Genomic DNA, 13668 nt, shown 5'->3' with positions numbered 1-13668 from the left:
GTTTTTATTCAGTAGGATAACCATTTGCCTTACAGAAACTCTTAATATATTTGTTTTTGCTAGCAAATTTTCTGCAAGCTTTATTCATCCCAGCGTTATAAACTTCTTTCAAGAATTGTTGAGCTATCCCAGCCAGACCAATTGCAGTAAGAAGAGCAATAAGCTCTTGCAATCCAATATATACTACCCACGGGAGTGCTGGAACAATTGCAGTGGAGGCATCTCCAACTTTGACTTCTTGTCCTTTATTTTGCTCTAACCATTTAACCTGTTCAGTTGGAATGCTAGCATAAAATAATGAAAGGTTAAAGATTTCATCACCAGTATAACCAATTTGTTTAGCTTTTTCTTTATCTACGCTGTATGTAAAATCATCGTTGAGTTTTAAAGCTTCTTTGACAAATTTCTCTGCTTTTTCAAAATCAGCTTCCGTTGCATGCTTTAATGCCTCGCTTACCTTCTCTTCCGATGTTAAATTGTTCATAATTGATTTTGCTTCTACGGTGTTGGCAGGAGTGCTTAAGAGGACAGTGACTAAAAGGGCAAAAGACGACAAAATGACAATCACGCTACTTTTTAGCTTACTCATTCCTTTAATCATTCCTTTCTACTAATTTGTTACGTATTAAATATTATCATATTTGGGATTTTATTTCCATTACAAAATTGTGACATCTATACTTTTCACACATTAAAAAAGCCCTGCTCATACGAGTGGGCTCAAATATTTATGCGGACGATATTTTTTATTTGTTTCAAGCTTTTCTTTCAACGCCTCCGCATCCTGCAGTAAAGACAAACTTGTATTCCCTATCTTTTTTTACAGCTTCAATGCATTTGTCACTTATCAATTTACTCATGCGCTGCTTATTTACCCCTAAAATCTCGGCAACTTCAGAAGTGCTGAGGACCTCAATTTTCAGGAAGCCTTCAACCTCCTCGCGACCGCCGAAACATTGAACACATATAGTCATCTTTATCCGTCTGCATAACATTAGGTTATTGGCTTTATGGAAAACGAAAAACTTTAAAAGTGTTTTCAAAATGTTACCGCAGTGCCCTCAAAAGCTTTAAAAGCCTTGATAGCACTGCGGTTTCAAAGTATGTATGGAGACGGTGGGAGTCGAACCCACGTCCAGAAACATCGATTACTTAAGCGTCTACGAGCGTAGCCTGCATATTTATGGTTTCACTCATCTTCTTGCCTGCGGGCGGGCCTTCCGAGAGCTAGTCTGTTCATCTCTTCTTACGTTCTCAGACAGGAACGCAAGCGTAGCCTACTTGGATGTGCTCTTCACAGACACATAGGCAATGTCAGGAAGAGCTCGCTGCGCTTATTAGGCAGCTAATGCTACGTTTTGGTTAAAACTGTTAGTTTTGCCAGTTATATTTAAGTGCGTGTTTACGAGATCGCCTCTCGGCTCGCAGCTCAAGCTCGATCCATCCCTGTCGAATCCGTAACGTCCCCTTGATATAAGGGAAATACGGGAGAAAATATCAAGCTCTCACTCAAACTGGCTATAGTCTTATTATAACATGATCACGGCTCATTTCAATTGTCAAATCCTTCAAATGAATGGCGTCGTGATTTGATCGTGAACACAGTATAGCACAGGCCTGATTTTCGAATCAAGCACTATGCCTTTAGAAGCCTTTTTGACTGTCTCTGAACGCTCTTTCGATTTCCCGCTTCGCGTCCTTGCGCTTCAGGTCTTCCCGTTTGTCATAGTTCTTCTTCCCTTTTCCAAGGCCGAGAAGCACTTTGGCAAAGCCATTTTTTAAATACAGCTTCAGCGGAACGAGAGAATAGCCTTTTTCCTTTGTTAACCCGATCAGCTTATTAATCTCCTTACGGTGCATTAACAGCTTTCTTGTCCGGAGCGGATCATGGTTATAGCGGTTTCCCTGCTCATAGGGGCTGACGTGCATATTGTGGAGAAACACTTCTCCCCGTTCGATTTTGGCGAAGGAATCCTTTAGGTTGACACGGCCGGCGCGAATCGATTTGATTTCTGTTCCTTGCAGAACGATGCCTGTTTCATAGGTTTCTTCTATAAAATAGTCGTGATTGGCTTTCTTATTTTGAGATAATACTTTTCCTGACCCTTTTGGCATGCCAGAACCTCCTCTCTCTAAGGAAAAACTGTCCACCTTTTGCGATACGCTCTATTTTACCAAATGTCACGTACCGCTACAATGAAAAGCTGTTTCCGAAAGAAAGCAAATAGAGCGCTGCGGCCCTATTTGCTGGTTGAGCTGCTATTTCTTCTTTTTCCGTTTCTGTTTCGGCGCATTTTGGAAGCCGCGTTTTTTCTTTTTCTTCTTCGGCTTAGTGAACCATTCTCCTTTTTCCTCAGACGGAGCTGGAGAAACAGGTGTATTGGTGCTTTGAACACGTTTTCTGGCAGGCTTTCCGCGTTTTCTGCTCCGGCTGCTGTCCAATTCTCTCGGACGGCGCGGGGAGCCCTTCATGCCGACGATTTCAAAGTCGATATTGCGCTCATCTTTATTGACATCGACAACCTTGACTGTGATTTCGTCCCCGATGCGGAAGACGTTTCCTGTCCGTTCGCCGATCATTGCAAAATGCTGTTCGTCAAAACGGTAGTAGTCATCTGTCATAAAGCTGACGTGGACGAGTCCTTCGATTGTATTCGGCAGCTCGACGAACATTCCGAAGTTTGTCACAGAGCTGATCATGCCGTCAAACTCTTCACCGATTTTATCAAGCATGTATTCCGCTTTTTTCAGATCATCCGTCTCACGCTCGGCGTCAACTGCACGGCGCTCCATTGATGATGTATGTTCTGCGATATCCGGCAGGCGTTCAGCCCACTTTTCCTGTGTCGCTTCATCGACCTTGCCGTTGATTAAATACGTACGGATCAGACGATGAACGATTAAGTCCGGATAACGGCGGATCGGCGATGTGAAATGCGTATAGAATTCCGTTGACAGACCGAAGTGCCCCAAGCTTTGCGGGTCGTACTTCGCCTGTTTCATCGAACGGAGCATAACAGTAGATATAACCGTTTCCTCTGGTCTGTCACGCACAGCGTCCAGAATGCTTTGCAGGGCGCGCGGGTGAATATTTCCCGCCGTTCCTTTCACCACATAGCCAAATGTCGTCACAAACTCTAAAAACTTTTGCAGCTTTTCAGCATTCGGCTCTTCGTGAATCCGGTATATAAACGGGACGTTCATCCAATGGAAATGCTCCGCTACTGTTTCATTTGCCACAAGCATAAATTCTTCAATGAGCTTCTCGGCGACAGAGCGTTCTCTGATCACAACGTCTTTAACCGCTCCTTCGTCATCGACAAGCACCTTTGCTTCTTTGAAATCAAAGTCAACGGCGCCGCGGTCCATCCGCTTATCACGCAGAATTTGAGCCAGGCGCTCCATGTCTTTGAACATCGGAACAAGAGGCTCGTATTTTTGTTTCAGCTCTTCATCATCATCAACAAGAATTTTATTCACATCCGAATACGTCATTCTTTCCGTTGTTTTGATGACACTTTGGAAGATCTCGTGCTCTGTCACCTGTCCCTGACTGTTAATGGTCATTTCACAAGAAAGCGTCAGGCGGTCAACTTTTGGATTTAAGGAGCAGATGCCGTTTGACAATCTGTGCGGAATCATCGGGATGACACGGTCAACCAAATACACACTCGTCCCTCTTTCAAGCGCTTCTTTGTCAATGGGTGAATTTTCGGTTACGTAATGGCTGACATCAGCAATATGAACGCCAAGCTTGTAGCTTCCATCGTCCAGCTTCGTCACGGTAACTGCATCATCCAAATCCTTCGCATCCGCCCCATCAATGGTGACAATCACCTGGTCACGGAGATCACGGCGGTCTTTTAGATCTTTTTCATTAATTGTGTCAGGCGTACTTGATGCCTGTTCCATCGCGTCAGCTGGAAATTCTCCCGGCAGGCCGTGCTTATGAATGACCGATAAAATATCAATGCCCGGATCATTTTTGTGGCCGAGAATGGTTTCAATCTCACCCTCAGCGTTCATGCGGCCTTCAGGATAGCTCGTCAGCTTGACAACAACCTTATGCCCTTCCGCAGCTCCATTTTTCCCATTTTTCGGGATAAAGATGTCACTCGTGATTTTTTTGTCGTCCGGAATGACAAAACCGAAGTTTCTCGTTTCTGTATACGTGCCGACAACCCGCTGAATCGCTCTTTCTAAAATCCGTATGACGGTTCCTTCCTGCCTGGAGCCGCTTGACTGTGAGTTCAGACGCACCATGACGATATCGCCGTTCATTGCCGTATTCAGCTCATTAGGCGGAATAAACACATCACTTAACGACGTATCCTCAGGCAGCAAAAAGGCAAATCCTTTCGCATGCGCTGAAATCTTTCCTTTTATTAAATTCATCTTCTCCGGAATGCCGTAGCGGTCGCTTCTCGTCCGTACGATAAGCCCTTTTTCTTCCAAGGCGACTAACGCTTTGACGAGCGCTTTAAACTCCTCGGCTTCCGTAATATTTAACATCTCCTCAAGTTCCTGAACGGTCAGAGGCTTGTACGCCTCTTCCTTCATAAACGAGAGAAGCTTTTCCATAAATGCTTCTTTTTCCATTATCCGACCTCCTGTTGATTACCAATCAAGCTTCTCTAAAAATTCATACACATCCTGATGGACGAGGTCACGTTCTTTGTCGAGTGTAATGACATGCCCTGATTCCTCGTACCATTTCAGCTGTTTATCATCAGTTTCCACTTCGTTGTAAATAATATTGGCGCTTTCGGTATTAATCATGTGGTCATGACGGGCCTGCACCACAAATGTCGGTGAATAAATCATATCGACATTATTCCGCACATCAGCAATTAAGTCTTGCAGCGCCTTGAGGGTATTCATCGGCGTTTTTTCGAATTCTTTCATTTCCTCTTCAATTTGCTCCGGGCTTTTCCCCTCAAACTTTTTGTAATTGCGAGCGTATGAAAGAACGCCCTGATACATGACCTCTTCACTCTTAATATGCATCGGTGCGCACATTGGGACAATTCCCTTTATGGGTACAGTGTAACCCAATTTCAGCGAAAAAACCCCGCCAAGCGACAGTCCGCAGGCAGCTATGCTCTCATAGCCTTCAGATTTTAAGTATTCATAGCCATCCATTACGTTTTTCCACCAGTCTTCAGGCCCCGTATGTACAAGTTCTTCAGGCGGGACGCCATGTCCTTCATATTGAGGCGCGTGGCACGTATAGCCGCGTTCATTCAAATATCGTCCCAGCATCCTTACATCCGCTGTATTTCCTGTAAAGCCATGCAGCAAAAGCACCGCTTTGTCTCCGCCTTTAAATGTAAATGGTTTTGGTGTTACAACTTTCATGCTCATGTCTCCCTTTCTATCTGCACGATCATTTTAGTTTTCCACAGTTTAATCAGAAAAAAACGTTTTGAATATCATCCAGAAACGTGAAAAAGGCCTGACTTCACATCAGACCTTATACAAACATTGCCCTATAGGATATAAGCAAGCGCAATCGTTAACACGAAAAACAAGACTGCCAGCACTACCGTAATGCGGTGCAAAATTAAATCAAGACCTCTTGCTTTTTGTTTCCCGAAGAGCTGCTCCGCTCCGCCTGAAATCGCACCAGATAATCCGGCGCTTTTACTGGATTGAAGCAAAACGACAATAATAAGTGCAATGCTGACGATAACCAATAAGGTAATCAAAACTGCGTGCATCCCATACACCTCCAGACTCACTGGCTACATTACTTCTATTTTACATGAAAAGGGTTGGCATGTCACGCTGTATCAGACGCCAAAAGGCCGGATAAGACGTTTTATCTTGGTTACCTTATTCATATGAAAAGGTCAAAGGAGAAAAGCGATGCCGTTTATCAGCATAGACAGCAGGAAACATCTTTTTTATGAAGAATATGGACAGGGAATCCCTATCATTTTTATCCACCCGCCGGGCATGGGACGCAAGGTTTTTTATTATCAGCGCCTTCTATCCAAGCATTTCAGGGTGATTTTTCCCGATTTAAGCAGCCACGGTGACAGTGATCACATCGATCAGCCAGCCTCTATTTCCTATTACGCAAACGAGATCGCGCAGTTCATGGACGCTTTGTACATTGATAAAGCTGTATTATTCGGGTATTCCGCCGGAGGCTTAATCGCGCAGCACATCGGCTTCACCCGCCCGGACAAAGTCTCACACCTGATTCTGTCCGGCGCCTACCCCGCTGTTCATAACGTAATCGGCCAGAAGCTGCACAAACTCGGAATGTATCTGCTTGAAAAAAACCCCGGTTTGCTCATGAGAATCCTCGCTGGCAGCCACACAAAAGACAGACAGCTTCGCAGCATATTAACAGACCATATGAAAAAAGCAGACCAGGCCCATTGGCATCAGTATTATCAGGATTCGCTAGGCTACAACTGCATTGAACAGCTGCCCCGGCTAAACATGCCAATGCTTTTTATGTATGGCGGCCTGCGGGACTGGACCTTTACAAACGCAGGCTATTACCGAAGGGCGTGCAGACATGCCGAATTTTTCAGATTGGAATATCAGGGACATCAGTTGCCGACAAAACAATGGAAAACGTGCAATGAGCTGGTGACAGGGTTTGTGCTGACACATCATTCAAGATAGAAAACGCTTGGATCTCCTTGCGTTTTCTGTATTTTATTGACTTTTGTCAACAAAATCATAGTAAAAAAGATCCTCAAATTTCAAATTAAAATAGTGAAGCATTTTACCAATCACAAGTTGACCCGGCCTCCTTTCACCATTCAGCACGCGGCTCAGTGTGGCGGGTGAGACTCCGATTTCCAGCGCAAGCTGATTAAGGGAATAATCGTTATTAACCATATACTGCAAGACATAATCACGTCTAATCTGTATCTTTTCTACTGGCACTTTCCTCACCTTCCATTCCTGAAAAACTTTTTTCTATACTTTTACATTACGGCTTATATTAACTTTTGTCAATACATTTCCAGTCTACCTATTCCCTTTAGTCAATAAACATACTAAAATATGAGTAACAGTGAGGGACGGGGTGAGACATATGGAAAGCTTTGGCGAACAATTGCGGGCATTGCGCGAAGAGAGAAAGTTAACAGTCAACCAGCTGGCGACTTATTCAGGCGTAAGCGCGGCCGGCATCTCCAGAATCGAAAATGGAAAACGGGGCGTTCCCAAACCTGCCACCATCAAAAAACTGGCGGAGGCATTAAAAATTCCTTATGAGGGGCTTATGTACAAAGCTGGTTACATCGAAGAAGTGCATGAAGCCAAGGCTCCTTATGAAACGAAGTGCAAGCTGCTGGAAAAAGCGGAGGCCTATGACCTCAAAAACCTTGCGCTTCTTGAAAACGAAAAATGGCAATATCTCAATAAAGAAGACTTGCTCATGCTTGATCATTATTTTTCGTTTATTTCAGACGAAGCCAAAAAACGGTCTGCTGATGACTGACTATTGATAGAAATGTGAGGCGATAGACCATGTCACCGTTCGGACAGCAATTACGGGAGCTGCGCCGCGCCCGCAAACTGACAGTGAATCAGCTTGCGGTGTATTCAGGCATCAGCTCGGCCACCATTTCAAAAATTGAAAACGGCAAGCGCGGGACGCCAAAACCCGCCACGATCAAAAAACTGGCGGCCGTCCTGAAGGTGCCGTACGAAAACCTAATGGCCGCCGCAGGCCATATTCAGGCTTTTCCTAAAGAAATCCGCGAAGCATCTGAAAGCTATCAGTCCGTTTATGACATTTACCAAACGGCTGTCACGCGCGGAGCGGAGCACCTCCCTATTTTCAATAGCCAAAAATGGGAACATCTTTCAAAGCAGGATATTGAAGATCTCAGCAAATACTTCGATTTTTTATCTTCGGAAGCAAAAAAACGCGCTTCTTCCTCATAATCTCCTGATTCTCTTACTGCATTTTATCAATCACGCTTGCATACCTTCCCTCGTTATTTGCGTTATAATAGTGACAGACGAGGTGAAAAGTATGAACCAATCAGAAATGTGTCCTAGATTTGAAAAAGCAGTCGACATCTTAAGTAAACGCTGGGTCGCGTTAATCGTATTTCAGCTCTTGAACGGGTCGCAGCGATTTAGCGAAATTGAAGCAGCACTTCCAAATCTAAGCGGCAGAGTTCTGTCAGAACGGCTGAAAGAACTTGAGCTTGAAGGAGTAGTAAAGCGGGATGTCATCCCTGAAACTCCGGTTCGGATCGAATATTCATTGACTGATAAAGGAAAGGCGCTAGCACCCATTTTAGGTGAGATTTCTAAATGGGCGACTGAATGGATTGACCCTTCCTTTCTTGACTAATTGCTAAAACGGTTCTGATCTCAAAGACGAGAAAAGAGCCGTTTTTTATTTTTGATTTTCCAGGTGAAAAAAAGATATCTCAGCCGATATATAGTACATCCACACATTACGTTTTTAAAGGAGACCACTATATGCGACTGACGATTTCCCGCAAATTCAGCCTGGTATTTTTGACACTGATCCTGATCAATTTACTTATAGGCGGAATCGGCGTTCTTAATATGCAGCATATCATTCAAAAAACAGATGAAATCAACACGAAATGGATTGACGGCATCAAAGGAATTACATCAATTAATTATGCAACCGAGCACCTTTCTTCTAAAGAAAAGGACTTTCTGATTTATACAGACAAAAGCAAAATGGATACACTTGATCAAGAAATGAATCAGATCATGGAAGACATTAACCAAAAGCTTGCTAACTACGAAAAAACGATCTCCACTGATAAAGAGCAGAAACTGTTCGAGCAGCTTCAAACTGAAGTGAACACCTATATGGATATTCATGCGCAAATTATCGAAAGCGGCCGCACAAATGACATGGATAAAGCAAGAGGTTTATTGGTCCAAACTGAGGCCAGCTTTGAGGATATGAAAAAAACAATCACTCAGCTTGTTGACTACAATCAAGAAGGCAGCAACACAGCAGTAAAAGAAACGAAGGCCGTCTATCAAAATGGGCTTATTTATACTGCCCTGCTTGTGGCAGCTTCGATCATCGTCAGCATTTTCATCTGGCTTTATATCACGCGAAACATTGTAAAGCCTATCACCCGCATGAAGGAATCCGCCAATCATATTGCCGAGGGAGATTTGTCGAACGACATGGAGCCGCTTAACTCAAAAGACGAGCTGGGCGACCTGAATGAAGCGCTGCAAAAAATGGTAGGGAATCTGAGAGATATTGTCGGATATTCTAAAGACATATCAAGCCGGGTTCTTTCTTCTTCACAGGTGCTTGCTACCGCAACGAATGAAACAAGATCCGGCAGCAAACATATTACTGAAACGATGAACGAAATGGCTGAGGGCTCTGAACAGCAGGCCCAAGACGCCGTGACGATTGCCGAATCGATGAATGAGTTTACCGAAAGTATTGATAAAGCCTATAATCACGGCATTACAATCAGCGATACGTCTCAAAACGTTCTCGAACTCGCGGTAAGCGGAAACGAAAATATGGATACATCATTACAGCAAATGAAAACCATCCATCATATCGTTCAAGAAGCCGTGCATAAAGTGAGATCACTTGAACAGCATTCTCAGGATATCAACAAGCTCGTTCAAGTCATCAACGGGATTGCCGAGCAAACGAATTTGCTATCCCTTAACGCTGCGATTGAAGCTGCCCGCGCAGGAGAAAGCGGTAAAGGCTTCGCCGTTGTGGCTGATGAAGTCAGAAAGCTGGCTGACGGCGTTTCTGATTCCGTGCAGGATATTACCCGGATTGTAAACGGGACACAGCAGGAAATCCACACTGTCATAACGTACTTGGAAAGCTGCTTTACAGAAGTCGAAAAAGGAACGGAAAACCTGACAGACACCGGACAGGCTATGCAGCATATCAAACAATCTGTCACTCATGTTGCAGACAGCATTAAGGAAGTTACGGATGGACTGAAGCAGTTAACAAACCAATCAATTACCATCAATCAATCGATTGAAAATATCGCTTCTGTATCCGAAGAGTCGGCCGCCGGCATTGAAGAAACATTTTCAATAACCGAGCAATCCGCCCATTCGATGGATCAAGTGCTTCAAAATGCTGAGGAGTTGGAGCAGCTGGCGAAGGAGCTTAATGCAAAGATGGACCAGTTTACAATTTAAATCGAAAAAAGAGGCTGGAGTCCAGCCTCTTTTTCTATTCTATGCAGCTGATTGAACGTGTTTCGCTCTGGTTCTTTTTTTCTTCACCGGACTTAATGCCCGCTCCAGCCAGGCCATGAGCAAATCTGCTGCCACCGCCATCACCGCAATCGGTATCGCTCCAGCTAGAATAATCGCAGTTCCGTTTGTCGCGTTTGAGCCGCGGACGATCATGTCGCCAAGGCCTCCGGCGCCGACAAATGTGCCGATTGCTGTAATTCCGATGGCAATGACGAGAGCCGTGCGAAGGCCCGCCATGATGACAGAAAGCGCGAGCGGGAGCTCAACCATTCTGAGCACTTGGAATTTCGTCATGCCCATTGCTTTTCCCGATTCTAAGTAGGCATGCTCAATGCTGACAATGCCTGTGTACGTGTTTCGAATAATCGGCAGCAGGGAATACAGAAATAATGATACAATCACGGTATTTGCGCCGAGCCCCATAACAAGCATCAAGACGGCCAGCATGGCGAGCGCCGGGATTGTTTGAATAACGTTTGTTACGGCGAACACCCAGGCTGACAAACGGCGAAAATGCGCGATGAGGATTCCGGCCGGAACCCCGACGACAGCGGCAAACAAAACACCGTAAGCCGACATGAGAAAGTGGCGGCCGAATTCACCCATGACGTAGCTGCTGTTCTGTGCGTAATACGTCATTAACTGTTCAAGCACGTTCATTGACCTCATCCCCCTTCACGATTCAAAGTAGTGATGTTTTTCTAAATATTCCTTGGCAACGACAGACGGTTCCTTTAGATTGCCGTCGACTTCATAGTTAAGCTCCTGCATCGTGGCTGTGTCGATTTTTCCGATCATTTTCTTGATGATGCCTTCAAGATCAGGATGTTCTTTGAGCACCTTTTCCGGAACAACCGGAGAGCAGTCGTATGGCGGGAAAAACTGTTTATCATCCTTCAGCATTTTGAGACCATAGGACTTGATTCTTCCATCGGTTGAATACGCAAGCACAATGTCCATTTTTCCGCTTTTTACCGCGTCGTACACAAGGCCGATCTGCATTGGATACGTGCCGCCGAATGTCATGCCGTAGGTTTTCGTAAAATCCTGATAACCGTTTCCTTTGAGCTTCATCCAATAGTTATCGACGCCAAGCTTTAATTGCTGCGCCCGTTTTTTTACGTCTGATACGGTTTCTAAATGATATTGATCTGCCAGCTTTTTGCTGACCGTAAAGACGTACGTATTATCAAACCCGTAGGAATCATACCATTTTAAATCGTATCTTTTTTTAAACTCCCGCTGAGTAAGCGCCAGCGCTTTGTCCGGGTCTTTTTCCGGTTGCATCCTCAACGTTCCTGTCAGTGCGTCTCCCGTATATCTTGTGGCTGCAATGTCGATTTCCCCGTTCATTAAGGCCTGCTGCTGCACCGCGTTGGAGCCAAGATTTTTAATTGTTGTTGTTTTGAGATCAGTATGGTGTTCGATCAACTGTCCAAGCATGCTGGCGATGATTTCTGATTCGCTCATGCTTTGCGCGCCGATTTTAATGGTCTGGTCTGGAGCGGCGCTGAGACCAGGAAGCGAACAACCGCTCAACGTCAATGTTGCCGCAAGTGCTAAACCGATCATTAATTTAAGATATTTTCTTTTCATGAGCCGCCTCCTTATGACACTTCCTTCAACCTCTGCATGCCGGCAGGTGTCAGTTTTCGTTCAGCCACTGCCAGCACATAATCAATCACGATCGCCAATATTGTGACGGGAACCGCGCCCCCGATGATATATTCCGGCTGATATAAATTCAGTCCGATAAAAATGTAATCACCCAATCCGCCGCCTCCGATAAAAGAGGCAAGCGTGGCCCAGCCGATTAAGTAAATCGTCGATGTTCTAATTCCTGCCATGATCACTGGCGCGGCAAGCGGCAGCTCCACCAAACGGACTTGTTCAGCCGGCGTCATTCCGATGCCTTTACCAGACTCGAGCAGATTTTTGTTGACGCCGCGAATGCCGGTATACGTGTTGCGAAGTATCGGCAATACGGAATAGAAAAACAAAGCCATAATGGCTGGAACCTTCCCTACACCAAGGAGGGGGATAAAAAAGGCAAGGATAGCCAGACTCGGCAGCGTCTGAATGATATTTACAATACCGATAATGGTGCCGGCTCCTTTTTTCATTCTGGTAAGCACAACCCCGAGGGGGACGGCAACCAGCACGCCCAGGATCACAGCAATTAGCGATATCGTAATATGCTCGTATGTTTTATGAAGAAGCTCGCCTCCGTTGGTTTGCAAAAATTGAACTATATGATGCATGACTTATCCCCTCCCTATGACAATACCGCGAGCTGCTTTTCTTCTCCCCAGAGGGAGTCATACACGATGTCGACCAGACTTGCTCTCGTCACAATTCCGATTAAACGTCGGTCTTCATCCACAACAGGGACATATTTGACACCCCGTTTTAAAATTTTGCGGACCGTGTCGCGCAGCAATGTGCCGCCCAATACTGTGTATAGATCTTCATGTAAAACCTCTCCTACGAGATTGGCCTTTTTCCGGCATTGATCAATGATTTCAACATCGATATAACCTTGCAGAACGTGGTCGTCATCGACGACAAGCAATGAATCGACCCGTTCCTGCCTCATCAGCTGAATGGCCTCAGAAAGCGTTTTGTCCGCGGTGATCGTTACAGGCTGAGTATTCATAATCTGGTCAACCCGTTCAACATCCGGGCTGGATGACTGAATCAGCCGCTCCTTGCCGATAAATTCCTCAACAAATTCGTCTGCCGGATTTCTCAAAATGTCATCGGGTGTTCCAATTTGAACGATTTCTCCCGCTTTTAAAATCACAATCCGGTCTGCCAGCTTAATCGCTTCATCCATATCGTGGGTAACAAATACGATGGTTTTATGTAAGGTTTTTTGCAGTTTTTTAAATTCTTCCTGAAGGGAATCCCTCGTAATCGGGTCGAGTGCCCCGAACGGTTCATCCATTAAGATAAGCGGCGGCTCCGCGGCAAGTGCCCGTAATACACCAATTCGCTGCTGCTGCCCCCCGCTTAATTCATGAGGGTAACGGTCTAAATATTCTGGTCCCATATCGACCAATTTTAAAAGCTCACGCGCCCGCTCTTTCCGTTGCTGTTCCGGCCATTTCAGCAGTTTTGGGACGAGTGAGATATTCTGCTGAATGGTCATATGGGGAAACAGGCCGATTTGCTGAATCACATAACCAATTTTACGCCTGAGCTCTACAGGATCCTGTTCCATAATGTTTTCGCCGTCAATGAAAATCTTCCCGGCGGAAGGCTCAATTAATCGGTTAATCATTTTCATCGTTGTCGTTTTTCCGCAGCCGCTTGGCCCGATAAAGCAGATAAATTCTCCTTTTGCAATCTTAAGATTCACGTTGTTCACAGCTTTTTTGCCGCCCTTATATGTTTTCGAGACATTTTCTAATGTCAGCAAACATCGCACCTCCAAAATTA

Annotated in this window: 15 protein-coding genes and 1 other RNA gene; 5 read left to right on the top strand and 11 right to left on the bottom strand. The window is 45.0% G+C overall.

Features of this window, described 5'->3' with window-relative positions; genetic code table 11:
* Positions 1-4: 4 nt before the first annotated feature.
* The 6 genes from BLL41_RS07965 to secG form a co-directional block, all read right to left on the bottom strand.
* Complete coding sequence (locus BLL41_RS07965) at positions 5-589, bottom strand: hypothetical protein (RefSeq protein WP_071577431.1); 585 nt, start codon at positions 587-589, stop codon at positions 5-7.
* A gap of 516 nt (positions 590-1105) precedes the next feature.
* Positions 1106-1468, bottom strand: a transfer-messenger RNA (tmRNA) gene (gene ssrA / locus BLL41_RS07955).
* A gap of 176 nt (positions 1469-1644) precedes the next feature.
* Complete coding sequence (gene smpB / locus BLL41_RS07950; protein WP_003220025.1) at positions 1645-2115, bottom strand: SsrA-binding protein; 471 nt, start codon at positions 2113-2115, stop codon at positions 1645-1647.
* A gap of 144 nt (positions 2116-2259) precedes the next feature.
* The gene (gene rnr, locus BLL41_RS07945; protein ID WP_071577430.1) at positions 2260-4599 is read right to left on the bottom strand and encodes a ribonuclease R; all 2340 of its coding nucleotides are present in this window, start codon (positions 4597-4599) and stop codon (positions 2260-2262) included.
* 18 nt (positions 4600-4617) lie between these two features.
* Positions 4618-5358: an alpha/beta hydrolase gene (locus tag BLL41_RS07940; protein ID WP_003242610.1), complete on the bottom strand. Its 741-nt coding sequence runs from the start codon at positions 5356-5358 to the stop codon at positions 4618-4620.
* 131 nt (positions 5359-5489) lie between these two features.
* A complete protein-coding gene (gene secG / locus BLL41_RS07935; RefSeq protein WP_003220028.1) occupies positions 5490-5720 on the bottom strand; it encodes a preprotein translocase subunit SecG in 231 nt (76 codons plus the stop codon).
* A 148-nt stretch (positions 5721-5868) separates the two neighbouring features.
* On the opposite strand from secG, the gene BLL41_RS07930 reads away from it, so the two are divergent.
* Positions 5869-6642, top strand: a complete 774-nt coding sequence (locus BLL41_RS07930; protein WP_071577429.1) for an alpha/beta fold hydrolase — start codon at positions 5869-5871, stop codon at positions 6640-6642.
* Positions 6643-6675: 33 nt separating this feature from the next.
* On the opposite strand, the gene BLL41_RS07925 is transcribed toward BLL41_RS07930, so the two are convergent.
* Complete coding sequence (locus tag BLL41_RS07925; protein ID WP_009968172.1) at positions 6676-6909, bottom strand: helix-turn-helix domain-containing protein; 234 nt, start codon at positions 6907-6909, stop codon at positions 6676-6678.
* A 151-nt stretch (positions 6910-7060) separates the two neighbouring features.
* Here BLL41_RS07925 and rghR point away from each other — a divergent pair, with 151 nt between their 5' ends.
* From rghR to BLL41_RS07905, 4 genes are all read left to right on the top strand, one after another.
* The gene (gene rghR, locus BLL41_RS07920) at positions 7061-7468 is read left to right on the top strand and encodes a transcriptional repressor RghR (RefSeq protein WP_014665397.1); all 408 of its coding nucleotides are present in this window, start codon (positions 7061-7063) and stop codon (positions 7466-7468) included.
* A 29-nt stretch (positions 7469-7497) separates the two neighbouring features.
* Entirely contained in the window at positions 7498-7917 is a 420-nt protein-coding gene (locus tag BLL41_RS07915; RefSeq protein WP_071577428.1) for a helix-turn-helix domain-containing protein, read from the top strand.
* Positions 7918-8008: 91 nt separating this feature from the next.
* Positions 8009-8335, top strand: coding sequence for a catDE operon transcriptional regulator CatR (gene catR / locus BLL41_RS07910; RefSeq protein WP_003242888.1), 327 nt, complete (start codon positions 8009-8011; stop codon positions 8333-8335).
* Positions 8336-8466: 131 nt separating this feature from the next.
* Positions 8467-10167 (top strand): methyl-accepting chemotaxis protein, encoded by a 1701-nt coding sequence (locus BLL41_RS07905; RefSeq protein WP_071577427.1) that lies wholly within the window; start codon positions 8467-8469, stop codon positions 10165-10167.
* A gap of 39 nt (positions 10168-10206) precedes the next feature.
* On the opposite strand, the gene opuBD is transcribed toward BLL41_RS07905, so the two are convergent.
* From opuBD to opuBA, 4 genes are read right to left on the bottom strand one after another with little or no spacing between them, the layout of a single operon-like run.
* The gene (opuBD, locus tag BLL41_RS07900) at positions 10207-10887 is read right to left on the bottom strand and encodes a choline ABC transporter permease OpuBD (RefSeq protein ID WP_071577426.1); all 681 of its coding nucleotides are present in this window, start codon (positions 10885-10887) and stop codon (positions 10207-10209) included.
* Between the two features lie 15 nt (positions 10888-10902).
* Positions 10903-11823, bottom strand: a complete 921-nt coding sequence (opuBC, locus tag BLL41_RS07895; RefSeq protein ID WP_071577425.1) for a choline ABC transporter substrate-binding lipoprotein OpuBC — start codon at positions 11821-11823, stop codon at positions 10903-10905.
* Positions 11824-11834: 11 nt separating this feature from the next.
* Positions 11835-12488 carry a choline ABC transporter permease OpuBB gene (gene opuBB / locus BLL41_RS07890; RefSeq protein ID WP_071577424.1) on the bottom strand — a complete coding sequence of 218 codons (654 nt, stop codon included), beginning with the start codon at positions 12486-12488 and terminating at the stop codon, positions 11835-11837.
* A gap of 14 nt (positions 12489-12502) precedes the next feature.
* Positions 12503-13648, bottom strand: a complete 1146-nt coding sequence (opuBA, locus tag BLL41_RS07885; RefSeq protein WP_071577423.1) for a choline ABC transporter ATP-binding protein OpuBA — start codon at positions 13646-13648, stop codon at positions 12503-12505.
* Between the last annotated feature and the right edge of the window lie 20 nt (positions 13649-13668).

The sequence above is a fragment of the Bacillus sp. FMQ74 genome (assembly GCF_001875785.1).
In the GTDB taxonomy this organism is placed as follows: Bacteria; Bacillota; Bacilli; order Bacillales; family Bacillaceae; genus Bacillus; species Bacillus stercoris.
This window is presented reverse-complemented; position numbering and strand designations above follow the sequence as displayed.